Genomic DNA, 23,693 nt, shown 5'->3' with positions numbered 1-23,693 from the left:
GCTGTCACCGCGCCGCCGGGTGGACCGGCGAGGCGAACTTGGGCTCCAATGGCGCAGCGGCCCGATGGCGGCGTGACGCTTGGCGATGGCCAGGACCGCCAGTCGTGCGTCTTCCAGTTCTTTCAGGCGCGGTGCGATGCGCGCTTCGAAGATTTTAGAAAAACCCGCTTCGATGGGGCTGCGTTCGGTGAATTCGATCATTTGTCCTCTTGATGCTGTCGACCAGGCCGCGGGGCGTCACGGAAATGCCCAGCCCTCATGTTCGATCCGCATGATGCGCAGCGCCGGCGGATCGAACGAGCCATCGCCTCGCAGGCGAAAGACCGCCTGCTGCGGATGCCCGAAATTGCGGAATGTCGCATGCACGCTGACCATGCCGCGAAACATCGCGCGTTCGGGGGCGGGAAAGATCTGCAACTGTGTAATGTCGGCGTCCTGCGCTCCAAACAGCGGGTGAGCCTCCAGCGGATGACCTCGCGCACCCTGCGCGAGCCGCGCGACTCCGTCCGGGAAGAAGTAGCGGCGCGCGACAGAGGGGTGCAGCGGGCCGATGGCGCTGGCACTGCGTGCGCTGAGCTCCCGGTCATAGATCCGGCGCACCAGTGCGACACCTTCGGCGACCAACGGGTGCATGTCGGGCCGGGCGGCTGACGTATCCTCTTTAAGATAACGGGCCGACACCCAGCCTTTGATCCCATGATCAGGGCTTTCCACCAGACACCATCTGGGTGGAAGGTTCGCGCGCTGGCTTTCGGTCAACTCCGAACGCTTCTGCCGTGTCAGGAACGGAACGCAGGTGACAATCTGCAGGCCCGTGGCATCCGATGGAAAGGCGCCGATCACCAGATGGTCCGTTCCCGGCCCGGTGCGCGCATTCAGCGTATCATCGGGCGCAACGCCCGTAACCTGCCAAGCATCCGGCCCGTGTCCGTCCATCTGCGCCAGTGCGACCGTGGGGGCCGTAAGCAGGAGTACTGCTGCCACGAGGTTTTTGATGCGTGAAAACATTGGAATGCTGCCTACTCATGATCGTCCACGGCCAAGGATGCCAGGCGCGATGATGGCACGACAGGTTCGAGGTGCGCCCCCTTCGTTCGGAGGGGACGGGAGCGCGCGCCGCTGGCCGTGCCGTTCTTCGCCTCGATCAAGACTTCCGATATCCCCGAAGACGCCGTGAAGTCGCGCAGTCGCCGGTCGGTGAGAACCTGTAGCTGCCCTATCTTACGGCCACGGGTGTGCTCAGGATAAGCGCGACCAGATCGACCTGCCGACGCGTTCCCGTTTTCTCGAACAGGTTTCGCAGGTGAAACGCCACGGTGGTCTGGCTGATCTTCAGTCGGCGGGCAATGTCGGCACTGCGCTGTCCGCTGACAAGGCCATGCGCGATTTGCGCCTCGGTCGGTGTCAGCCCGAAAAGGGAAGCGAGCATATGTTCCGGCGGTGCGGACCGCCGCTTCGAATCGGAGATGAGGATGGCAGCCAGCGACGAGGGGGCATCGTCCTTTCTGCCACCAGGGAGAGCGCAGATCACCAGAATGAGCTCCTCGCCGTCATCCGGTCGCGGCAGAGCAAGCCCCCTCATGATATCTTCGCCCCGTCTCGCAGCGTCGGCGACTTCCGCCACATGCGTCCGGAGTTTGCGGCTCAGCTCCGGTGTTCCAGCGCGCAGGCGGCCGTGGAGGGAAAAGGCTTCGGTTTCTGCGCTGAGTGTCCGTGCGAAAGCATTGGCGAAGACAACATCGCCGTGTGCATCGGCGAGCACGACGCCAAAACCGAGGATGTTGAGTACGTCCGTGGTGCCCTCCGTGACCCGCTCTTGATCGACGAGGTGACGAAAAGCCTCCTGGACGGCATCCGCGTCCCGCCGGTGCAGCGTGCGTACCCGCCGCGTCTGCGCCAGGCGCGCCTCGATGCTCGCGAGCATGAGATCGAAATCGATCGGCTTTACGAGGTAATCGTCGACGCCGGCGCGTTTTCCCGAAATCACCTCGTCGCGTTCATCGAGCGCAGTGAGGAATACAAACGGCACATCGCCCAGGTCCGTCCGCTCTTTGCGCATGGTCTCGAGCAGGTCATAGCCGTTCATTTCCGGCATGGAGATATCGCAGAGGATCAGGTCTGGACGCACGGCTTCCAAAGCATCCAGGGCTTCCCGCCCGGTACCGGCCCCGATTGCGTCATGGCCGGATGAGCGCAACTCCTCGATGATGTCCTCGCGCAAATCCCTTTCGTCCTCGACGCAAAGGATCAAGTTCCTGCTGCCGCCCGGTGTGTGCTTTGTCGTCATGTCGCATCCCCCCGATACGCGCAATAGTGCCGATAAGAACTATCGGGCTTGCCCCTCTATTTGAAGGGGGACGGTACATTTGGATTGGGATAGGAGGTGGGAACCACTCGAGCAAATAGTTGCGAAGGGTTTCTGTCATGTGGGATTTCTCGATCAATCGAGCCTTCGGGCTCATGATGCGCACTCTACCGTTCCTCCTGCTGCGCATCGCCGTCTATTTCGGCGTGGCCGTCGCCTATGTGCTGATGACGGGTGTGGGCGCTGGTGTGGGCTGGGGGATCGGCGGCTTCGGCGATGAAGGTTTCCGTGCTGGGGCGACCTTCTGGGGCGGCGTCGCCGGCTTCGCGGTCGTCGGCGCTGTCATGTACTTCCTGCGTGAGTACACGCTCTACATCGTGAAGGCGGGGCATATTGCCGTTCTGGTCGAACTCCTCGACGGAAAGCCGATGCCCGAGGGGCGCTCGCAGATCGCCCATGCGCGCAATGAGGTGACGCAGCGCTTCGCCCAGACCAGCGTACTGTTTGCCATCGACCAACTCGTCAAGGGCGTGCTGAGAGCGGTCACCGGGCTCGTGCGCGGTTTGATGACGGTGCTGCCCATCCCCGGCGCGCGGCAGCTCGTCAGTATCATTCATGCCTTCCTGCGCATCGCCATCGGCTTCGTCGACGAGGTAATTCTGGCCTACGCCATGCGCACGCGTTCGACCAACGCCTGGGAGTCGGCGCGCACGGGCCTGGTTCTTTACGCGCAGAACTACAAGCCGATGCTCAAGAACGCCGCTTGGCTGGCGCTCATCGTCTACGGCCTGTCCTTCGTTGTCTTCCTCGTCATGCTCGCTCCGGCGGGGCTTGCCGTCTACATGATCCCCGGCGCGTGGTCGGCCGGCGGCATGGTTTTCGCGCTCCTCTTCGCTTGGAGCGTCAAGGTGGCGCTGCTTGAGCCCTTTGCCATCACCTGCATGATGCAGGTTTATTTCAAGACCATAGAAGGCCAGTCGCCGGATCCGGCTTGGGATGCAAAGCTGGAGAACCTGTCGGCCAAGTTCCGCAAGCTCAAGGAAAAGGCCGCTATCGGTGGAGATACCACCGAGCCCGCTGCGCCATTGCCCGCCGGCAATGCTACCGGTTAGTCCCGCGGCCGAACCAGAAGAATGAAGAGGGGTTGAGAATGCGAAAAGTTGGATATCTCCTTGCCGGCGTGGTCATGTGGACCGGAAGCGCCATCGCTGCGGACGATGTCATGGTGGTCTTCGACGGGTCGAATTCCATGTGGGGCCAGATCGACGGAACCGCCAAGATCGAGATCGCCCGTGGGGCGATGGAACGCCTGGTCGGGGACTGGACGGAAGGCACCAATGTCGGTCTGATGGCTTATGGCCATCGGCGCGAGGGCGATTGCAACGATATCGAGACAATGATCGCCCCGGGGTCTTTTGACCGCGAAGACTTCCTGGGAAGGGTCAGGGACATCTCGCCGAAGGGCAAGACACCGCTGACGACCGCTGTCGAGCAAGCGGCGGAGGCCCTGGCCTATCGCGACAATCCGGCAACCGTGGTGCTGATCACCGACGGGATCGAGAGCTGCCGAAGGGACCCCTGCGCCCTCGCCGAGGATCTGGAGCAAATGGGCGTGGGTTTCACCGCCCACGTCGTCGGTTTCGACCTCAAGGGCAAGGAACAGGAGGCGGTGGCTTGCATGGCCGAGCGCACCGGGGGCCGGTTCGTCGCTGCCAATAATGCTGACGAGCTGAGCGCCGCTCTGAGCGAAGTGGGCACGGTGGTGGCCGAGGCACCTGAACCGGAGCCGGAGCCTGAACCCGAACCCGCGCCGAGCGTGGCGCTGGAAGGCCCGGACAGAGCCATCATAGGGTCTGCTTTCGATGTGTCATGGGAAGCTCCCGATCAGCAGCCGCGTGACTACGTCACCATCGTGCCGATGGACGCCGATGAGGGCGAGCACGGCGACTATACGCGCGTCAAGGACGACTCTGAAGGCAATCTCCGCGCGCCCGCCGAAACGGGCCTTTACGAGTTGCGCTACGTCCGGCAAGAGGATCGAATGACATTGGGTTCTGCCGAGATCGAAATCGTCGGAGCGTCGGTGTCGGTTGAGGCGCCCGAGAGCGCTACGGCTGGCGAAAGCTTCTCCGTTTCCTGGTCGGACGCGGTTCATCCCCGAGACTACGTGACCATCGTACCCGCCGGTACGGCGGACGGCGAATATGGCGACTACACGCGGGTATCCGGCAAGAACGCGGGAAATCTCCAGGCACCGGCCGAGCCTGGGCTCTACGAGGTGCGCTATGTGCTCCAGGAAGGCCGCAAGACGCTGACCTCGACTGACATCGAGATCGTCGATGCAACGGCTTCGGTGGAGGCCCCGGAAACCGCGACAGCCGGCGAGCGCTTTTCCGTCTCATGGTCGAAAGGAATTCACCCCCAGGACTACGTGACCATCGTGCCGATGGGCGCGGACGAAGGCGAATACGGTGACTATGCGCGGGTGAGCGACAAGACCGAGGGCGCGCTCCAGGCACCGGCCGAACCTGGCCTTTATGAGGTGCGTTATGTCCTCAAGGAAGGCCGCAAAACACTCGCATCAACCGAGATCGAGATCGTCGAGGCGGAAGCTTCGGTGCGGGCACCCGATAGTGCCGTCGTCGGCTCCCCCTTTCCGGTGCAGTGGTCGAGAGGTATCCACCCGCGCGACTTCGTGACGATCGTGCCCATAGGGGCCAAGGAAGGTGACTACGGCGACTATGCTCGGGTCTCTGACAAGAGCGAAGGCAGCCTCAGGGCGCCAGCCGAACCAGGGCTCTACGAGGTGCGCTACGTTCTCCAGGAAGGCCGTAAGACGCTGGCCTCTCAAGAGATCGAGATCGTCGAGGCCGACATAGAACTCTCCGGGCCCGAGACGGTGCGCGCGGGATCGGAAATCGAGGTCGTGTGGTTCGGCACGGCACCCCACCCACAGGACTATGTGACGGTCGTGCCGATGGGGGCCGAACAGGGCAGCCATGGCGATTATGCCCGCGTCGGAAACGTCGACGAGGCCACCCTCGACGCGCCCGAGGAGACGGGGCTCTACGAACTTCGCTATGTGCTTGACGAGGACAAGCGTATTCTCGCCCGCCATACGCTCGAGGTGGTGGCGGAGACGGCAGCGCTCAACGACGGCGGCGCGCTCGAAGCACCGGAGACGGGCGCACCGGGCGAGACGGTGAAGGTGAACTGGACGGCCGATGACGGCGACAACGATCGGCGTGTCGCCCTGGCGGGTGCCGATCAGGCGGACTTCACCTGGATCGATGTGCAAAAGGCAGCCGCCGGTCCGTTAAGCTTCACGTTGCCCGATGAAACGGGCTTCTATGAGTTCCGTCTGCTCGACATTAGCGAGCGCAAGGTGCTCAGCCGCGTGACGATCAGCGTCGAGTGAAGCTTCCCGCCGGCCATTTCCAGCGCCGGCGGGGTTCAGCCCGTAGGCAAACTGCCCGATCACAGGATAGTCGGTGCCCGGCTATACTTGCATTGAGCGCGTCGTCTGACGCGACATCAATGACGCGCGAAGTTTCCGGGCCATCGACTTCTGCCCACGCCGTGCCGGAGGCCGTTAGCTATACGAAACTGGCAGCGCAACTCGTTCGAGTAGCAAAACGTTTCAGTCTGAAGCCGAGCATGGCCTGCTTCCCATTCTCCTTGGTCTTTGAATCACAAGGCCAGCACAATAGAATGTTTCCGCTCCCGCCAGAAAGGATGGGCTGTAACTTCAATCGGAGCTAAAGACAGACGCAGAACGCGCAGGGGGAACATCACGATGGGCGAGGCCAAATTCTTTTCCTTGAGTGCCTTCATCATTTCGGCACATATTGTCGCGACCGCGGGCGCAGCATTTGCTGCAACTCTAGGCAATCCGGGCGGCAAGATCCTGCTGGAGGTCGAAGGCCGGATCGAACACACGAATCGCAAGGAAAAGGCGGTCTTCGACCGTGCGATGCTGGAGACGCTTCCACCGGCAACTTTGGAGACCACGACGGTCGTGACCGACGGCGTTCAGCGTTTCGACGGTTTTTACATGCGCGACCTCTTGGAATTGGTGGGCGCCGACGGAGAAACGGTTACGGCCAGCGCGCTCAACGACTATGTGATCGACATTCCGGCCGAGGATTTCACCCGTTTCGATGTCGTCGTGGCGACACATATGAATGGCGAACGGCTCGAGACGCGCGACAAGGGACCGCTCTGGATCGTCTACCCGCGCGATGATCACGCCGAACTCGAGGACCTGCGCTACGACTATCGCTGGGTCTGGCAGCTCAACCATCTGGATGTCCAATGACCGTCCGGCGTGGCGTCCTGGCCTATCCCTTCAGTCTTGCCGCCATCCTCATCTTCACCGGCCTCCTCGTCTTTGCTCTTTGGCGCCTGTGGAGCACGGAAGCGGCACTGCGCACGCAGGCGGGCGACAACATGCTTTGGGCGATCGCGCAGGCTCAGGTGGCCACCCAGCAGCTCGACATCACATTGGCCCAAGAGCGTCTTGAGGAAGCCGACGCCGACGCGCTGGCGCTGCGCTACGACGTGCTCCTCAGCCGCCTCACCCTGCTTGAGGACGGGCCGCAGCGCCGCTATCTCGCCGATCTCGGTCACTTCGAGACGATCCACGCGCTTGCGGAACGGGTCTACGCGCGAGAGAATGCTTTCCTCTCCGCTGGCGTGCGTGCCGGGGACGCGGGAGAACCCCTTCACGAGTTGCTTGCCGAACTCGCCCGCGAGATCGGTCGTGCAGCCAACCGCGCCATGGTCGCTCAATGGAACGAGACCGGCGCCCAGCTGGACAAGCAGCACGGCGCGATCATGCAGGTCATCGCGACGGTGATCGTCATCCTGGCGATTGGCGCCTTCATCTCCTGGCGCATGCTCGCCGCGGTTCACGCGGAGCAACGGGCACAGATGTCGCTCCTGCGGGAGCAGGAAATCCGTGAGGCATACCGCAGCTTTGTCGCGCTCGTCTCCCACCAGTTCCGCACCCCGCTTTCGGTGATCGACGCCTCGATGCAGCGCATCCTGCGCGCAGGCGATTTAATGCCTCGAGCGGAGATCCGACAGCGTGCGGGCCGCGTGCGGGAGACGGTCAAGGGGCTGACGGACCTGATGCAGGCCACACTCGATTCCATGAAACTGGAAGCCGGCCGGATCGAGGTCAAGAAAACCGAATGCGATATCGCGGCCGAACTGGAGACCGCGCGGAAACGGCAACTCGACGCAAGCCCCGGCCGGACCATCCATGTCGATACCGGAAGCGAGGTCCCCGCCCGCATCACCACCGATGCGCTCCTTTTTCAGCAGATTGTCGGCAATCTGCTCGCCAACGCCCTCATATATTCCCCGCAGACAGAACCGGTGACGGTCCGTGTCCGAGCGGACAGCAGCCGGATACGTATCGCCGTTGAGGATCGAGGGATCGGCATCCCGGAAGAGGAGAAGGATAGACTTTTTCAGCCCTTCTTTCGCGCCAGCACCGCGGCAAAGGTAAACGGTGTCGGCATGGGGCTGCATCTCTCGCGCCGCCTTGCCCGCATGCTTGGCGGAGACCTGACATTCGAAAGCCGGCAGGGCTTCGGTTCGACATTCACGCTCGCGCTATCCCTGTAGAGTGCGGTTGTTCAGGGTCAGAAGCGGATGCCCAGGCTGGCTGCGTCCTCGACGTTCGGAACGCCGGTGACGGTAAAGTATCACCGTCGGCAAAGGCGTGCGTCGACAGCGGCGTCGTAGCCGAAAGCCAGCCGAGCAAATCATGACGCCGTGGCGCTCATGCAGCCCAGAGTGAACTTCGTGGTGACATTGACACCCGAGGAACGGGCCCGACACGTATGGACGAACGCGTCCCATACCCGATCTCATCATATTACCAAGCGACATCAGGTGCTTTCGCTTGGAAACAGATCCCTTACCCTATAGGCAACCTCGGTGCGGTTTGTGGCATTCAGCTTCTTCATTATGTTGCGGACGTGGACTTTCACCGTGCTTTCGCACATGTTGAGCTCATAGGCGATAATCTTGTTCGGCTTGCCCTGCCTTATGGCGTTCGCAACCTCGATCTGACGTGGCGTAAAAAGCTCCGCCAGTTGGCTGTTATGCGACGCGTCCGAGGCAACCATTTGGTGCATCGCAGACACACTGCTTGCCGGAACGAAAACACCACCTGCCAAGGACAGGTTAATTGCCTTGGCACACACCTCTATGCTCACCGAGGATGGAATGTAGCCGCGAACGCCGCAGTCGAGCGCATGGATAATTTGCCCGATGTCATCGGAATCGGCGAGAACGATGACTGGCGTCGGGCTGAAATCCTCAACGAGTTCTTTGAGTTGATCCGCGACGCCTGAACTGGTGACCTTTTGTGGGCCTATGTGGAACAGGATTGCTGTAGCGGGAGGATAAAGATCGGCCGCGCGCCATTCATCCACGGAATCGAAGGTGGCGATCTCCCATGAAACACGTTGCGAGATCAGACCGCTTCGCAGGCATTCTCGCCGGAGTATGCAGGCATCGATCAATGCAACGGAGTGCACGTTTTCACGAACCTCGTCGAGTCCTTCTCCGTTGGAGTGCATGTCATCGTCGAACTTGTTGATCGATCCATCGATGGTCCGCTCGAAGCCATGAAACATGCTCGGCCTGCCGTCGGTTCCAAGGTCGGTATGCGTAGTATGAACGGTCATATCGGTCTCTCTCGTGCTTTGACGAAAGGAAATTGGTTGTTCTGAGGTTCCCTCAGACAAGGTCTGTCAAGATTCACGCCCGGCCAACTGAAGATGACGATCTTCCACGCTTCCGATGCTTGAGTGCCCTCCCCCGCATGCGTTCTGCGTCGAATCTACAAAAAGCATCATTTCGCCCGGCCCGAGCGTGAAACTCAGCAAACCTAGGGGAGTTCTAATTCTTCTGTCTGTGAAATTTGCTACACACGCTTTTCTTATCGCACCGGGGTGGGCTGCCACTCCAGGAACTATGAGTCACCCAGATCGACAATGGTTTGCAAACCGTTCGCATTCGTCACGCGGATGGCACTACGTCTAATCGCGATTAGGGAGCGGCCACGCCATTCGTTGAGCATTTTGTTGACCGATTCCCGTGTCGCCCCCAGGAACGCGGCAAGGTCAGCCTGTGAAATTGGAATCCAGCCATCCTTGTCGGCCAATACTCCGGAGAGGAACAGCAACCGCTTGGCGAGGCGGGTTTCGATTTTGAGCAGCGCCTGATCACTCCGCTCGCCGCTGACCCATCGTAACCGGGCACAGAGGAGTCCGATGATCGCGATCGCGAGGTGAGAATTCTTCTCCAGCCTATCCAGAAACTGAACCCTGCTGAGGGAAACCAACGTACATCCGGTCAGGCAAAGCGCGCTCGCTGTTCGTGGTCCCCCGTCAAGCGCTCCGATCTCGCCTATAAGACTTCGCGACAGTTCGATATTGGCGACAAGCTTGCGTCCGGTGAGCCCGTAGATCGAGATTTCCACCGTACCGGACAGTACACCGTAGATGCGATCGCCCGGATCCTCCTGCATGAAGAGATGCTCGCCTGCATCAAAGTGTTCGGGCCGGCATCCGCCAAACAGAAGTTCGAACAGATCCTGAGACAACCTTGCCTGGCGGGAACCGAAGCTCACACTCCGCGGATCGTTCATGTCCGGAAATACGGTTCCCTTCGATGACATCTATGTGATCTGCCCATCCAACGGTCGGCGTGGAGGGCGCATAGTGGGTCTGAAGCTTCGCCTAGGTCAACACATTGCCACTCCAAGTTCTTCTGGCGGCGAATAAAGCGAATACGGAATGGCACCGTCTCGCGCATTCCTATCAGGCAAGATGCGCCGTGAAGTTGCGCCGGGAGGAATGAGTTGCTTTGACGTTCTTGCCTTCAGCCGCTTCCACTGGGGCATCCAGGAATCTACTATCCCGGACAAATATCTGCGGAACGGAAGAACATTTGTCCTTTGAGCGCGGTCCATTTCCCTCTCTGGAACAGCTCCATGATAATCGTTCGGATGGAGCAAAGGAGGTTTTTCTTGGTAGCCACCGCACCGTCGCTCCATCTGAAACCGTCGCACGCGTGAACAAACTCATGTCATGGATGGGTATTACCCGCCTTGCAAATGTCACCGGGCTCGACCGCATCGGCGTGCCTGTCGTGATGGTGTGCCGCCCGAACGCGCGCTCGCTCGCGGTTTCACAGGGCAAGGGGATCGACCTGGCTGCGGCGGCAGCGTCGGGTCTTATGGAAGCGGCCGAGCTTTATCACGCGGAGCATATTGACTTGCCCCTGAAGCTCGGAAGCTATTCCGAGCTGGCCCAGTCCCATGCATTTGTCGATGTCGACCGTCTGCCGAAGGTATCCGACATCCCATTTGACCAAAACCTCGTAACGCTTTGGATCGAGGGCGTTGATCTGTTCTCCGGCACGTCGCGCTGGGTTCCTTTCGAATCCGTCCGTACGAATTTCACGCTGCCTCTGCCGCCCGGCAGCGGCTACTTCGATTGCAGCAGCAACGGCCTCGCTTCCGGCAACACCATGGTCGAAGCGGTCTGCCACGCGATCTGTGAGGTCGTCGAGCGCGATGCCACGGCTCTGTGGAACAGGATCCCATCGAAGGATCGCGCCCGTACCGGGCTTAATCTCGACAGTGTCGCCGACGAAGCCTGCCGGGAGGTGCTCGGCAAGCTCGAACGCACGGAATTCGACGTGACGGCCTGGGAGACGACGAGCGACGTTGGCGTTCCGGCCTTCTTCTGCCTGATAACCGACCGGCGCAGTCCCCGGAACCACCACGGCGTGGGTGCAGGGGCACATCCGGCACCCGGCATCGCGCTGCTAAGGGCCCTGACGGAAGCCATCCAGGTCCGCACGACCTACATCTCGGGAGCGCGCGACGATCTCCTTCCTGAGGAATATACTGAGACGGAGCGTGCACGAAAGGCGCGTGTCGCCGCCCGATTGCGCGCCGAGCATCTGCCCGAGAGGGACTTCGGAGCCATTCCCGACCGGTCGTCAGATAATTTCGCCGACGACCTCGCCTGGCTTCTCTCGCGGCTGAGGGCCGTGGATGTGCGCGAAGTGGTGGCAGTCGACCTCAGCAAATCCTGGCTCGGATTGTCCATCGTCCGCATAGTGGTTCCGGGGCTCGAAGGACCCGACGATCACGACGCCTATGTGCCTGGAGAGCGGACGCGCCGGTTGTTGGGGGGTGCGTCATGAGCGTTATCGTCTTTTGCGGTCCGACGTTGCGCGATGAGGAGCTTGCTCCTTATCGGCATTTCGAGTTCCGCCCACCCGTCCGCCAGAGCGATCTCTACGCGGCGGCGCGAACGAAACCGAAGGCGATCGGAATCATCGACGGATATTTCGATGGCGTGCCGGCCGTCTGGCACAAGGAGGTTCTGTGGGCGCTTTCAAATGGCGTCGCCGTGTTCGGCGCCTCCAGCATGGGAGCACTTCGCGCTGCCGAACTGCACAGCTTCGGGATGTATGGTGTCGGCCGGATTTTCGAGGATTATCGCGACGGCAGGCTCACCGATGACGACGAGGTCGCACTCGTCCACGGGCCGCCCGAGACCGGCTATCTTTGCCTCAGCGAACCGATGGTGAATATTCGCGCAACGGTGGAGCGTGCGCTGGGGGAAGGTATTCTGGATTCGCGCTCCGCAGATATGATCGTGGCCGCCGCGAAATCCCAGTTCTATCAGGAGCGAACATGGACGAGCGTACTCGCAACGGCTGAAGAAGTGCCGGCACCGGTGCGCGAACGCCTTCTTGCCTGGCTGCCAACGGGAAAGGTGGATTGCAAGCGGGATGATGCGTTGGAGCTTCTCCGGACGATCGACGATTTCATGTCCCGCGGCGAAAAGCCGGCCGCTCCGTCTTTCTCATTCGAATGGACCGAGGCTTGGGCCCGTGCGCCCTGGCTTGCCGCTTCCCGGGGGAAGGATAATGAAGGCGACGGCGACGCGGTCCTTGATGAGTTGCGGCTTGAGGGCGACGCCTATGCGCGGACAAGGCAGACCGCGCTCCTGCAGGTTCTCGCCAACGAAGCGATTGCAAGAGAGAGGCTCGAGCCGCAGCGCAGGGAGATCGCCGAAGAAATCTTGGCGTTCCGACTGCCGCTCGGCATGGTGCGCCAGAAGGATGTGGAGCATTGGGCCGCGGAGAACGATATCGATATAGCTCGTTTCGAGCGGCTGATGTCCGATCGCGCGGCTCTGGAAAAGCTAGCGCAGCAGCGCGATGCGGAACTGCGGCCCTGGATGCTCGATCAGCTTCGTCAGGAAAATGCCTACACTGCATTGCGCGAACGGGCCCGTGCGAAGGCGCGTTTCCGCGAGAGCGCGGAGGGTGAAGCGAAAATCCCGTCGCCGATGCTGGTCTCCTGGTACTTCGGTACGCGGCTTGGAAGGGATGTGCCGTACGATCTCGCCGCCTACGTTGCCGCGATCGGGTTTCCGGACCTTGATCGGTTCTACGAATTGTTGGCGATGGAATACGCCTTATCGGTTAGAGGTGCCGAACCGGAGCGCTCTGGCGCACAACGCAAACCGCGGCTAACATGAAATATGTAGCGGCGAGCCTTGATACGGTCGGCCCCACCCGAGGGGAATAAAATTGATGAAGGGGGGCAGGAAGCCAGGAGATATGGCCGGAACGCGGTTCCGGCTCTTTGCACAGGCGCCCTTCCTCGAACCGTTCCGGGACGCCGAGACAATAAGGGTGTCATCGCCCAGCGGCACGATCGGCCCGGGGCCTTCCGATGCGCGCATGTATGTCATTGATCCCATCGGCAAACCGATACCCTATGGCGAAGCGGAGAACCGTTTCGGCAGTCCTTTCTTTTTGCTTCCGCCGTGGCGTGGGCCGGTCTTTCCCCCTGCAATGCCCGACGCTGACGGCCATTTCGATCATATACCGGTGGAAAGCCCTGAATTCGAGGCCGCACATCTATTTGCTGCAGTCCGGTGGACGCTCGACATTTGGGAGGCATACTTCGGCCATCGGATCGAATGGCATTTCGCGCGTGATTTCGACCGGCTCGAACTTGTGCTCGAGCGCGGCGTGCTGGAAAATGCTTATATGGGATACGGCTTTCTGGAGACCGGATTCCATCGCGCGTCCAACGGGGATATCCACCCGTTCAGCTTGAATTTCGACATCGTGGCGCATGAAGTCGGCCATTGTATCATCTATTCAATCGTTGGCGTACCAGACCCGCAAACGGCACGTGCCGAATATTTCGGATTCCACGAGTCCGCGGCCGATCTGACGGCGCTGATCGCTGCGCTGCATTTCGACTCCGTGATCGATGATCTCCTAGGAAGCACACGCGGCAATCTTTACGCGCTCAACGTTGTCAATCGGTTTGCGGAGCTGACCGGCAATGAGCAGATGCGCCTTGCAGCAAATCCGCTTACGCTCCTCGATTTCGCGGCCGGCTGGCGTGACGAACACGATCTGGCGCAGCCGTTGACCGGCGCGATTTTCGATATGTTCGTCGATATCTTCCACGAGGAACTGGTGGAGCGTGGGCTGTTCAGCGCCAGCTCGGAGGATCTTTCCGACCGATTGGAAGATCACCCGGGCTATCACCGAGTCATCCAGCCGGTTTTCGACGAAACCTTCGCCGCCGATCCGGACGGATTCCGCGAAGCTCTTGTCGCGGCACGCGACGTCATCGGAACCTATTTGGCCGAGAGCTGGCGGCTGCTTTCGCCGCATCATCTGGGTTATGATGACGTCGGGCAGACACTCTTCGCCGTCGACCGGATGCTCACCGGAGGACGTTACCGGCGCATCATCGATGTCAATCTTCGCCGGCGCGCGATCGGTATGGCGCGCGTTGGACCGCGGCTGAAGCCGTCCGGCCCGGACAATCACTTCGATCTGCGGCGTCTCTTCGTACCGGTACAAAGGCCCTGCTGTCGACGTCGCCTTTCCTATCGCGAACGTTTTGAAATGGCACGAGGGAGATTGTGAGATGAATCAAGTGATCAAGAGGGAATTTCAACTAGACTAGGTCGACACAGCAAAAGTTGATGAATGACTGAAGCACAAGGCGCAGAACGAGTGTGTGGATGGCGACTAGGCGAGGTTCTTGCGTTCTAAGGGGGTTATATCAATGGCAGAGACACTACTTAGTCATTCCAGTATCTTGCTTTTCGGGCGTGTGGTAGAAGATCTTCAGGTCACGGAGCCGCCAGCCAAACCCGGAGACAAGGGACGCACCGATCCCCGACACGGCCCTTTTCCAAAAAGTCGTATGGGGCTGCCAGGCCAGGTGGAGCAGCAACTTCGTTCGGACAAACCGTGCTTTGCCCGGATCTACGGATTCAGTTTCGAGGGATTCTACTACGATTTACCGCGCCCGGTCCTGTTCCTGGTCCATGGTCCTGGGCTTCCGGCAAGTGAAGCGAAGGCCGAGATCAACGAGCCTCATCGTGCACGCGCCACACCCGAGCCCTCGCTAGGCGGTGTCGGCGCGGGAAACTTTCAGTTCGCGGACGACATCATGGTGTGGTCCTACGACAAGGCCGACTACACAATCCGCATGGACGTCGAGAGCGGCATGTTCGAACAGGTGCTGCTCGACGCCGTGCTTGGCGGGCCGGGAAGTTTCGATGCGCGGGGCGCGACCGCCCGTGGTGCAACGGTGCGCGGTGCGACGGTACGGGGCGCGACCGGTCGTGGTGGCGGAAACAGCGACTGATCAAGACCGGGGCGGTCCATAGGGATCCCACACCATGTCTATAATTGGAGTGGCGTCGGGCTCGATGACACGAAAGCCCAACCGCTCATAAAGCCTGATCGCCCGGTTTGTGCGAACAGCAGAAAGGGATACCGTTTTTCCCTCCCGTCTTGCCCGTTCCAGAAGAGCGTTGATCAATTGCGTGCCGATACCACGGCCGCAGTACTCTTTGAGGAGATGGATCTGAGCGATGTTGTAATCCGTATCGCGTTCGCTCACCTGCATCCAGCCGATATCCATGCCGTTGAGGGTGATTATGCTGGTATCGCTGGCCTTGAAGGATCGGCGCAATGCCCCCCTTCGCGCTGCTTCGTTCCAAGAGTTGAGGCCGAGTAAAAGCGGCCGCATCACGTCGATGTAAATCGACTCGGCGAAGGCAAACTCGTCGCGTCGCGCCGGCCTCAGTTCGAATCTCTGTTCTTGCTTCATTCGATCATAATAATCCATTTCACGCCATGTCACACCGGCTTCCGTCGATGCTTTTACATAGATGCAAGTCTATGCAGTCGCAGCGACATCGGTGATGTGCTAATAACCTGTGGCGACTTCAAAGAAGCCAGAACATGGGTAAGAGTTTACAATCCAGTCTGACCGCCTCTCGGCTCTCAGCCGTGCTCTATGCGGATATTCATGGCTATACCCGCCTCGTGGAGCGGGACGAAGCGGGAACGGTTGAGCGCCTGACACGGTCGCTTGCGATGATCCGCAATCTCATCGGCGATTATGGTGGCGCTGTCGTGAACACGGCCGGTGATGGGTTGGTGGCAGTCTTTCCCAGTGTCCGCCAAGCTCTGCATTTTGCCATAGAAATGCAGCGGGAGCTGTCGCGAGAGTCCACATGGTCCGGTGGGCGGGAACCGCTCGCATACCGGGTCGGGATCACGATAGGCGACACGATTTCCGGCGACGATGGCGTCTACGGCCACAGCGTCAACCTGGCGGCCCGCATCCAGGAACTGGCAGAACCCGGAGGGATCTGCATCAGCGACACGGTTTACCAGACCGTGAGGAATGGCTCTCAACTAACGCTGCGGTCGCTTGGCAAGAAAAAGCTGAAAAACATCTCCTCGCCAGTCGAGGTCTACGCCGTGGATCTTGTCTCTGCGCCTTCACACCTCGACCCGATCCCGCTTTCTGCGTCGCCCTTTGCGGCGAGCCGACTGGCACCCGATGCCTCCCTTGCGGTGCTCCCGCTGGAGAATGTTTCCGGTGATCCCGCCGACCTACATCTCTGTCAGGGTATCGTCGCCGACCTCATCACCCATCTCAGCCGATTCCGCGACTTGATGGTGATTGCGCGCCATTCGACTTTCCTCGCGGCCGCCAGCCTCAAGTCATTGCGCGAGATCGGGCATCAACTTGGGGTTCGATATCTGCTCTCGGGCGGCTTCCGGCGCATGGGGAAGGGAATTCGGATTACCGTTGACCTTATCGAGGCTGAATCGGAGAATATTATCTGGTCTGAACGTCATGACGGTTCGATGGCGGATGTTTTTGCCTTCCAGGATGACGTCACGGCCACTGTCGCATCACGGGTAGCACTTCACATCGACGCGGCGGAAAGGCGCCGACTCTCCGCGCAAGCCTATCCCAGCGTTTACGCTTACGGACTCATACTGCGAGGGTTGGATCTCAGTTTCCGTTTCCGGGCAGAGAGCAATTTACACGCGCGGCGACTGTTTGAACAGGCGCGCGACCTCGATCCGCACTATGGCCGAAGCTATGCCGCGATCTCGCGCACGCTCAATTTCGATTGGCGTTACAACTGGGTCAATGACCCCGACAGCGCCTTGAACGAAGCGCTCGAGCTCGCCAAGCTCGCCGTTGAGTATGATAATCTTGATGCACGTGGCTACTCGGAAATGGGGATGGCTCACCTCTACAGAAAGGAGCATGACGAAGCGTTGGCGGCCTATGAGCACGCGTTGGAACTCAATCCAAACGATGCGGATCTGTTGGCGGAGGCGGGCGACTGCCTTGCCTATGTCCGGCAAGGCAAGCGTGCCGTAGAGCTGCTGCAAAGGGCGATAAGGCTCAACCCCTACTGCCCGGATTCCTATTTTTGGTATCTGGGCGATGCATATTTCCATGACGGCGAGTACGAAAAGACAATCCAGACCGTCAGCAGGATGCGGGATCAATCCGAAGGGCATCGGTTGATGGCGGCGAGTCATGCATTGCTCGGCGATATAGCCGAAGCCCAACGTCATGCGCGGGCAGTTATGGAAGTCCATCCGAACTTCACGATCGAGCATTGGCGCAAGGTTCCGCCGCTTAGATACACTGAAGATCTGGAGGTCTTGGTCGAGGGCCTTCGAAAGGCCGGGTTGCGTTAGGTTCCCGACATCCCAACGAGGCCATGCTTACCGGACAGATGCGCTCGCACGAGTAGAGGCGCGCCGCGCAGGCTGCGCCCGCACAATCGCGCCATCTTCGTCGAGGCCGCGTTCGGCGGGCAATCGATTCACTGGATTGATTGCCTATCCGCCACACCGTCGATGAAGTTCAGTTTCTTTGGGTTGAGATCGAGGTGGCCGGCGAACCAGGCTCGGCGGCGTGCGCCGACTTTTTTGAATGTGATGCTGCGCCGGTCCAGGAACAGCCAGACCGTCGACGGCGCCGGCCGCACGCCGCGCTCGGCAGCCAACCGCGCACCGATCTCGGCAAGCGTGATGTCCGGCGTCTCCTCGATGAGGCCGAGCATGAAGGCCTCATGCGCGTCGAGCTTCGAACGCGGCGGCTGGCCTTGCTTGCGCGCTTGTGTCTCGCCGGTCTCGCCATAGCGGCGATACCAGTTCCCGGCCGTCGAAATCCCGATCCGGAAGGGCCGCGCCGCCTCCCGCGTCGACACACCATCTTCAATGGCCGCAATCACGCGCCCGCGAAGGTCAGCGCTCAAGCTCCTGGTCATCATCACCTCCCGCAAATCACTAGGAGAAATGAATCAGACAAAACCTATCGCCTGAATCCCAAAACCGACTCCGCCTTCTTCGAAGACGCTCTAGATACGACTTCCACGCGTTGACTTGTACTTCTATCAGCGTGGCTCATTTGTCGGCGCGATAGCTGCCGACCGAAAGTTGGCGCGGCCGACCGGTGGGCACACGCAGCCCTCGAACGGATGAGCAACTGACATGCCTCCATTCGAGATGGGATTTTCGTCGCAACGCCGTCTCGCTGACGGGGCGCTGCAAGTGTCAAGAAACGCTCAAGTCTGCGCCGGAGGGTGCAGATCCAATGGCCGCTGTAGGTGAGGTGGATGCATTCCACTATGGTGCGCGGACGTTCTCAATGTCATGATCACGCTAGCGTTCGTCGACGACACTCGCTCCTCAGGAGCTTGGCAGCCTGGAGCGAAGGCAGGACGTCGGTCCAAGGCGATAGAGCCGGACGGCAACGGGAGATGTGGACGTAGGTGGATTGGTATGCCGTTTTCCTGGCCATTTTTGGCGCCGTCGTTCTCCTCACCGCTTGGCTGCCCCTTCTGCTGAAGGAGCTGCCGCTATCCCTGCCCATGGTCTGCATCGGCACGGGGGTGTTGCTGACCTGGTCGCCGCTTCTGCCGAATGACTGGGTGAATCCGCTCGAGAACCGATACATCACAGAACGGATGACGGAGTTTGTCGTTATCGTCTCCCTCATGGGCGCCGGGCTGAAACTGGATCGGCCGATCGGTTGGCGCAATTGGGGCATGACATGGCGCCTCCTTTTCATTGCCATGCCGATCACCATCGCGGGCGTCGCGCTGCTTGGGTGGGCCGTCCTCGGATTGGGCATTGCCGCCGCCCTTCTTCTCGGCGCTGCCCTGGCGCCAACCGACCCAGTCCTGGCGAGCGACGTACAAGTTGGGCCGCCTCAGTCCGGTGAGGAGGATGAGGTGCGCTTTGCGCTCACCTCGGAAGCGGGCCTCAACGACGGTGCCGCCTTTCCATTCGTCTACCTGGCTATCGCGATCGCGCTCTCGCAGGTTTCGGGCGAACCCTTTTTCGCCGACTGGCTGCTTGTCGATGTCATCTGGAAAGTCGGTGCAGGCGTGGCCATCGGCTGGATCGGCGGATGGGTGATGGGGCATCTCACATTCCGCCTGCCGAACCGAGCGGCACTCGCCAAGTCCAATGACGGTTTTGCCGCGCTCGGCATTACATGCCTTGCCTATGGCACAACCGAGCTGGCCAATGGCTACGGCTTCCTCGCGGTCTTTGTCGCTGCGGTGGCTTTCCGGGCAGTCGAACGGCGACACCGCTACCATCGCAACCTGCATAGCTTTGCCGAGCAGATCGAACGGCTGGTCATGATGGTGCTGTTGGTCTGCTTCGGTGCCGCCATTGCCGAGGGCACGATTTTCAATGCGCTGAGCTGGCCGGTCATACTTGTTGCCGTGCTGATCCTGCTTGTCCTGCGACCACTTTCCGGCTGGATCAGCCTTGCGGGTCATCCTGCACCTTATCACGAGAGGTTGGCGATCTCCTTCTTCGGCATCCGCGGCCTCGGCTCGTTCTACTATGTCGCCTATGCCCTGGGTCAGGCCGAATTCGACGAGGCGCAGGTGATCTGGGTCACGGTCTGTTGCGTGGTCCTCGTTTCGATCGTCATCCACGGGATCGCGGTCACCCCGATCATGAGCCGTCTCGATCGTTACCGGACGTCAACGCGCAGCGCGACCGGATCACCGCGTCGGCGGCCGCCCGCGATCGGGCGGACAGGTCCTTAGACCGGGGTACCCTCGTTGGCGCGCGGAATGCGAAGCCATCTGTAGTCATAACCCCCGTTTTCGATCGTGACGGTTCCATCCTTCTCGATGGTAAAGCCGCCGTGGCCGAAGAGGTCGACGAGACCAACGAACTCGCCCATGTTGCCCAGAAGCGGATCGCGGACCGTCCGCAATCGATGAAGTTTGCAACAAGCGTCGGCCCAAAGCCGCTGCCGGCGGCGATCATGGCCGCTGAAAGCGGACTTTCTCCAGAATCGACATCGTTGTCCTTACACTGCGCCTGCATCGGTAAGTGCTGGTTGCACGCACGTCGTGGCATCCTCCGCCGCCTTACTCTGCCGCTCGCGTATATCGACGCGGCGCCGGCATGTGCTCTCGCTCCCAATCCACCATGTAATCACGCGTTAGCGGAACAGTGTCGGATTGCTTTGCAAGCTGTATCTGGAAGACCATCATGGAGCGAAAGCGGAATCCGATCTCGCACAAGACAAGATAGAACTCCCACATGCGGCAGAACCGTTCGTCGTAGAGCGCCGCGACGCGCTGCCGATTGGCCATAAAGCGCCTGCGCCAGTGACGGAGAGTTTCCGCGTAGTGAAGGCGGAGGATCTCGACGTCGGTGGCGATCAGGCCCGAGCGCTCAGCGGCTGAGCAGACTTCCGACAAGGATGCCAGGTCGGCACCCGGAAAGATGTATTTGCGGATGAACGGGTTTATCGGGCCCGGTGCATCCGAAAACCCGATTGCATGCAGCAGCGCAACACCATCTTCCCTGAGCAGGCCGTTGAGCTTGGCAAAGAACTCGTCATAGTTCTTCTTGCCCACGTGCTCGAACATGCCGACTGAGACAATGCGATCATACTCGCCGGCCACCTGGCGGTAGTCGCGCAGTTGAAAGCGGGCTCGATCGGCAAGGCCGGCTGCCGCCGCCCGCGCCTCGGATTTTTTGTGCTGCTCGACGCTCAGTGTGACACCGGTAACGTCAGCGCCCGCTTCTTCGGCCAGATACAGGCCCAGCCCTCCCCAACCTGAGCCGATATCCAGTACGTTGAGGCCCGGCCGATCGAGCAGCAGCTTTGCCGCGATATGGCGCTTCTTGTTCTCCTGTGCCGTCTCCAGGCTGTCGCTGGCATTGATGAAATAGGCGCAGGAATACTGACGGTCGCTGTCGAGGAAGAGATCATAGAGTTGGTCCGATAGATCGTAGTGATGGGCGACATTGCGGCGCGCCCGATCGATCGGATTGTACTGCTTGAGCCGTCGCATCATACGCGACAGCAAGGAGAACCAAGGCATCTTATCGAAATTTTGGAGGTTTCGTGCAGCAATCTCAAGGAGATCGTAGAGCGTCCCGTCCTCGACGGTCAGCAGGCCATTCATGTAGGCTTCGCCGATCGAGAGCTCCGGATTCAAGGCAAGCGTGTAGTCAAGATGGCGAGCGCGCAGCCGAACGGTACAGTGGGGCGCGGTGCCATCGCCATACACGTGAGTTCTTCCCGCACCATCGATCAACCGCAGGCTGCCAGTGCGGATGGTAGATTTGAGGATGACGGGAAACAGCATGTGGCGATCCTCCAGGTTGATCGCGAATTTTAGCGCGATCGCGTGCGGCGGAAAGTCAAATGTCCTGCGAAGCAAATTCAGCACGCAGCAATTGTTGGTTTGACTGGAACGAAAGAGGCCGTCGACCATTGACTCAAGTTGGAGCGCGGCCGCGCAAGGTGCAACGTCGGCTCCGCATTGCGCTGCACGACGGCCACGACGCGAAACGGGTGGAGAGCGGTTGTTCGTTTCGGGCATGTCGGAACAGTAATCGGACTACCTGCCGCCGCCGGCGATCTAATTTTGCCGACATCCGTGCGGGATCAGCGACCACGTTCCCATCGCCGCCACACAATTTGTGCTGACGGTCCGCGCAAGGTGTCTACTTCTGTCGGCCTTTAAGGCCATCGATCTACGTAATTGCTCGTTTCCCGGATCACATTCCAAGTATGGCGAAAAAGATAGTCGACAAGTCCGAAGGGCAAAAGGCCGCCGAAGCCAATGTCGAGAGCTTTCGGCACGAACTCGGCCCGTTCGTCGTCGCCGCCGATCAAACACGGATGGCGATGGTGTTCACGGACGCGAAGGGACCCGGCCATCCGATCATCTTCGCCAATGATGCTTTTCTCGCCCTGACCGGATACGACAGGGAAGAGGTGCTCGGCCAGGACTTCAATTTCCTGATGGAGCGCGGCGCAGATGCCGCGGCGCTGGCGAAGATCGAGAGCGAGTTCAAGGCGCATGCGGAGGGAGGCGCGGAAATCCAATATCGCCGCAAGGATGGCAGCGATTTCTGGGCCGTCGTCTTCATTAGTCCGGTCCGCGACCAGGATGGAGAGATCGTCCAGTATTTCGCCTCCTTTGTCGATGTCACAAGACACAAGGAGGAGCAGATCGAATCCAAGATGCTCATCGACGAGTTGAATCACCGCGTAAAGAACACGCTGGCAACGGTGCAGTCGCTCGTCTGGCAGGCATCGCGAACGAATTCCGATCCCCAGGTGTTCCGGGAAGCGATCGAAACCCGGCTGTTCGCGCTTTCCCGGTCGCACGATCTGCTGACCCGGGAAAACTGGGAAAGCGCAGGGCTGGTGGACGTGCTCAACGACGCCCTCGAGCCGTTCGGAATCGCGGATGGCCGCGCGGAGCGCGTTACGATCAAGGGCGAGAACATCCGCTTCCCGCCGAAAGCGGCCTTGGCGCTTGGGATCGCGTTCAACGAACTTGCAACCAATGCCGTGAAGTACGGCGCGTTCTCCAACGCTACAGGCTCAATCCATATCGAGTGGAAGGTCGAATCGGGAGCGAATGGACCCCGATTGTCCTTGATATGGCGAGAGAAAGATGGCCCGCCGGTCGCCGCGCCCATACGCAAAGGGTTCGGCTCTCGCGTGATCGAGCGCGGCGTGGCTCACGAACTGGAGGGTCTCGTGCATCTCGACTATCGTAAGGAAGGATTGGTCTGCACCATGGACATTCCCGCCGCATCGGAACCGCTCAATGGATGATTTACTCTCCGGCCGCCGCGTCCTCGTCGTCGAGGATGAAATGCTGGTCCTCATGATGATCGAAGACATGCTGGCCGACCTCGGGTGCGAGTCCGTGACCGCCGCCGCCACGATCGATAAAGCCCTCGCGTCGATCGAAGAGCATGTCTTCGACGCGGCGATGCTGGACATGAACCTGAATGGCGACGATAGCCTCAAGGTAGCCGACACGCTGACCGCACGCGGCGTGCCGTTCGTCTACTGCACTGGCAATAACGGCCATGGCATGAGGATAGACTCCGCCAACACACCGGTTCTTCGCAAGCCGTTCAGCTTCGAGGAACTGACCGCCATCCTCACGCGCCTTCTCTCTCGCTAATCGCACCGGGCGCTCAGTCGAAGCCCTTCGCCCGTAGCCGGCGGCTGTGGGGTATCGTACCGCCATCAGGTGTCACTGCTCAGCGCTTCAGGGCGTTCCGGACCTTGTCCTTGGCTCTGCCTACGCCTTTTTGAACCGTGCCCTCTGCCTCGTCCGCCTTGCCTTCAGCGCGGAGTTTGTCATTACCCGCGCCCTTCCCAAGAGCTTCTTTCACGTTACCGCGAACTTTCTTCGCACTGCCTTTTGCCTCGTCCTTGTCCTCTCAGAGCAGACCCACGATCTCGTCGCATGAACAACTGCTTGGCGCCAATTTGGACGAAGTCGGATGCCCCGATCATACCCGGTGACTATGCTTTAATGCGTTGCATCGCCACAATTCCTGTCTCCGCTGCCCTGCGCCGCAACGGACGGTACAACTAGCGGAGCGCCCCTTTTTTCACTAGGCTTCCCCGGGAACTGCCAAGCCAGTACTCGCCCTCGCTGCACTGGCTCCGCAA

At 60.4% G+C, this 23,693-nt stretch carries 22 protein-coding genes and 1 pseudogene; 13 read left to right on the top strand and 10 right to left on the bottom strand.

Features of this window, described 5'->3' with window-relative positions:
• Positions 1 to 48 precede the first annotated feature (48 nt).
• A complete protein-coding gene (locus SIN08_RS11685) occupies positions 49 to 213 on the top strand; it encodes a hypothetical protein (RefSeq protein WP_322451748.1) in 165 nt (54 codons plus the stop codon).
• A 24-nt stretch (positions 214 to 237) separates the two neighbouring features.
• Here the strand turns inward: SIN08_RS11685 and SIN08_RS11680 are convergent, their stop codons facing one another.
• Complete coding sequence (locus SIN08_RS11680; protein ID WP_322451747.1) at positions 238 to 1,008, bottom strand: SH3 domain-containing protein; 771 nt, start codon at positions 1,006 to 1,008, stop codon at positions 238 to 240.
• Between the two features lie 208 nt (positions 1,009 to 1,216).
• Entirely contained in the window at positions 1,217 to 2,287 is a 1,071-nt protein-coding gene (locus SIN08_RS11675; protein ID WP_322451746.1) for a response regulator, read from the bottom strand.
• Between the two features lie 137 nt (positions 2,288 to 2,424).
• On the opposite strand from SIN08_RS11675, the gene SIN08_RS11670 reads away from it, so the two are divergent.
• The 4 genes from SIN08_RS11670 (at position 2,425) to SIN08_RS11655 (ending at position 7,939) form a co-directional block, all read left to right on the top strand.
• On the top strand, positions 2,425 to 3,417 hold the full coding sequence (locus tag SIN08_RS11670; RefSeq protein WP_322451745.1) for a hypothetical protein: 993 nt from the start codon (positions 2,425 to 2,427) through the stop codon (positions 3,415 to 3,417).
• Between the two features lie 38 nt (positions 3,418 to 3,455).
• Entirely contained in the window at positions 3,456 to 5,723 is a 2,268-nt protein-coding gene (locus tag SIN08_RS11665; RefSeq protein WP_322451744.1) for a VWA domain-containing protein, read from the top strand.
• A gap of 378 nt (positions 5,724 to 6,101) precedes the next feature.
• A complete protein-coding gene (locus SIN08_RS11660) occupies positions 6,102 to 6,623 on the top strand; it encodes a molybdopterin-dependent oxidoreductase (protein WP_322451743.1) in 522 nt (173 codons plus the stop codon).
• On the top strand, positions 6,620 to 7,939 hold the full coding sequence (locus SIN08_RS11655; RefSeq protein WP_322451742.1) for a HAMP domain-containing sensor histidine kinase: 1,320 nt from the start codon (positions 6,620 to 6,622) through the stop codon (positions 7,937 to 7,939). Before SIN08_RS11660 ends, SIN08_RS11655 begins: the two co-directional genes overlap by 4 nt.
• A 266-nt stretch (positions 7,940 to 8,205) precedes the next feature.
• Here the strand turns inward: SIN08_RS11655 and SIN08_RS11650 are convergent, their stop codons facing one another.
• Both SIN08_RS11650 and SIN08_RS11645 read right to left on the bottom strand, forming a co-directional pair.
• Positions 8,206 to 9,009, bottom strand: a complete 804-nt coding sequence (locus SIN08_RS11650; protein ID WP_322451741.1) for a response regulator transcription factor — start codon at positions 9,007 to 9,009, stop codon at positions 8,206 to 8,208.
• Between the two features lie 287 nt (positions 9,010 to 9,296).
• On the bottom strand, positions 9,297 to 9,974 hold the full coding sequence (locus tag SIN08_RS11645) for a Crp/Fnr family transcriptional regulator (protein WP_322451740.1): 678 nt from the start codon (positions 9,972 to 9,974) through the stop codon (positions 9,297 to 9,299).
• A 302-nt stretch (positions 9,975 to 10,276) separates the two neighbouring features.
• On the opposite strand from SIN08_RS11645, the gene SIN08_RS11640 reads away from it, so the two are divergent.
• The 4 genes from SIN08_RS11640 (at position 10,277) to SIN08_RS11625 (ending at position 15,038) form a co-directional block, all read left to right on the top strand.
• Positions 10,277 to 11,542 (top strand): YcaO-like family protein, encoded by a 1,266-nt coding sequence (locus tag SIN08_RS11640; RefSeq protein WP_322451739.1) that lies wholly within the window; start codon positions 10,277 to 10,279, stop codon positions 11,540 to 11,542.
• Positions 11,539 to 12,891 carry a TfuA-like protein gene (locus tag SIN08_RS11635; RefSeq protein WP_322451738.1) on the top strand — a complete coding sequence of 451 codons (1,353 nt, stop codon included), beginning with the start codon at positions 11,539 to 11,541 and terminating at the stop codon, positions 12,889 to 12,891. Before SIN08_RS11640 ends, SIN08_RS11635 begins: the two co-directional genes overlap by 4 nt.
• 82 nt (positions 12,892 to 12,973) lie before the next feature.
• Positions 12,974 to 14,308 (top strand): hypothetical protein, encoded by a 1,335-nt coding sequence (locus SIN08_RS11630; protein ID WP_322451737.1) that lies wholly within the window; start codon positions 12,974 to 12,976, stop codon positions 14,306 to 14,308.
• 142 nt (positions 14,309 to 14,450) lie between these two features.
• Positions 14,451 to 15,038 carry a hypothetical protein gene (locus tag SIN08_RS11625; RefSeq protein WP_322451736.1) on the top strand — a complete coding sequence of 196 codons (588 nt, stop codon included), beginning with the start codon at positions 14,451 to 14,453 and terminating at the stop codon, positions 15,036 to 15,038.
• Here SIN08_RS11625 and SIN08_RS11620 read toward each other — a convergent pair whose 3' ends face one another.
• A complete protein-coding gene (locus SIN08_RS11620; RefSeq protein ID WP_322451735.1) occupies positions 15,039 to 15,506 on the bottom strand; it encodes a GNAT family N-acetyltransferase in 468 nt (155 codons plus the stop codon).
• 134 nt (positions 15,507 to 15,640) lie between these two features.
• On the opposite strand from SIN08_RS11620, the gene SIN08_RS11615 reads away from it, so the two are divergent.
• Positions 15,641 to 17,413 carry an adenylate/guanylate cyclase domain-containing protein gene (locus SIN08_RS11615; RefSeq protein WP_322451734.1) on the top strand — a complete coding sequence of 591 codons (1,773 nt, stop codon included), beginning with the start codon at positions 15,641 to 15,643 and terminating at the stop codon, positions 17,411 to 17,413.
• A 128-nt stretch (positions 17,414 to 17,541) separates the two neighbouring features.
• Here SIN08_RS11615 and SIN08_RS11610 read toward each other — a convergent pair whose 3' ends face one another.
• Positions 17,542 to 17,994: a transposase gene (locus SIN08_RS11610; protein ID WP_322452149.1), complete on the bottom strand. Its 453-nt coding sequence runs from the start codon at positions 17,992 to 17,994 to the stop codon at positions 17,542 to 17,544.
• 38 nt (positions 17,995 to 18,032) lie between these two features.
• Positions 18,033 to 18,221 (bottom strand): DUF4060 family protein, encoded by a 189-nt coding sequence (locus tag SIN08_RS23645; protein WP_416208066.1) that lies wholly within the window; start codon positions 18,219 to 18,221, stop codon positions 18,033 to 18,035.
• 271 nt (positions 18,222 to 18,492) lie between these two features.
• Here SIN08_RS23645 and SIN08_RS11605 point away from each other — a divergent pair, with 271 nt between their 5' ends.
• Positions 18,493 to 19,788 carry a cation:proton antiporter gene (locus SIN08_RS11605; RefSeq protein WP_322451733.1) on the top strand — a complete coding sequence of 432 codons (1,296 nt, stop codon included), beginning with the start codon at positions 18,493 to 18,495 and terminating at the stop codon, positions 19,786 to 19,788.
• On the opposite strand, the gene SIN08_RS11600 is transcribed toward SIN08_RS11605, so the two are convergent.
• Positions 19,785 to 19,961, bottom strand: coding sequence for a hypothetical protein (locus tag SIN08_RS11600; protein ID WP_322451732.1), 177 nt, complete (start codon positions 19,959 to 19,961; stop codon positions 19,785 to 19,787). The two genes, SIN08_RS11605 and SIN08_RS11600, sit on opposite strands and share 4 nt — an antisense overlap.
• Positions 19,962 to 20,118: 157 nt before the next feature.
• Entirely contained in the window at positions 20,119 to 21,480 is a 1,362-nt protein-coding gene (locus tag SIN08_RS11595; protein WP_322451731.1) for a cyclopropane-fatty-acyl-phospholipid synthase family protein, read from the bottom strand.
• Between the two features lie 299 nt (positions 21,481 to 21,779).
• On the opposite strand from SIN08_RS11595, the gene SIN08_RS11590 reads away from it, so the two are divergent.
• Together SIN08_RS11590 and SIN08_RS11585 are read left to right on the top strand one after the other, a co-directional pair.
• Positions 21,780 to 22,838 (top strand): HWE histidine kinase domain-containing protein, encoded by a 1,059-nt coding sequence (locus SIN08_RS11590; protein ID WP_322451730.1) that lies wholly within the window; start codon positions 21,780 to 21,782, stop codon positions 22,836 to 22,838.
• Positions 22,831 to 23,196, top strand: coding sequence for a response regulator (locus tag SIN08_RS11585; protein WP_322451729.1), 366 nt, complete (start codon positions 22,831 to 22,833; stop codon positions 23,194 to 23,196). Before SIN08_RS11590 ends, SIN08_RS11585 begins: the two co-directional genes overlap by 8 nt.
• A gap of 79 nt (positions 23,197 to 23,275) precedes the next feature.
• Here SIN08_RS11585 and SIN08_RS11580 read toward each other — a convergent pair.
• Positions 23,276 to 23,437, bottom strand: a pseudogene (locus SIN08_RS11580) (CsbD family protein); the annotation flags it as partial.
• Positions 23,438 to 23,693: the final 256 nt, after the last annotated feature.

The sequence above is a fragment of the Chelativorans sp. M5D2P16 genome, assembly GCF_034427935.1.
Lineage (GTDB): Bacteria > Pseudomonadota > Alphaproteobacteria > Rhizobiales > Rhizobiaceae > Chelativorans.
Note: the sequence above shows the minus strand (reverse complement) of the source record. Positions and strands in the feature narration are given on the sequence as shown.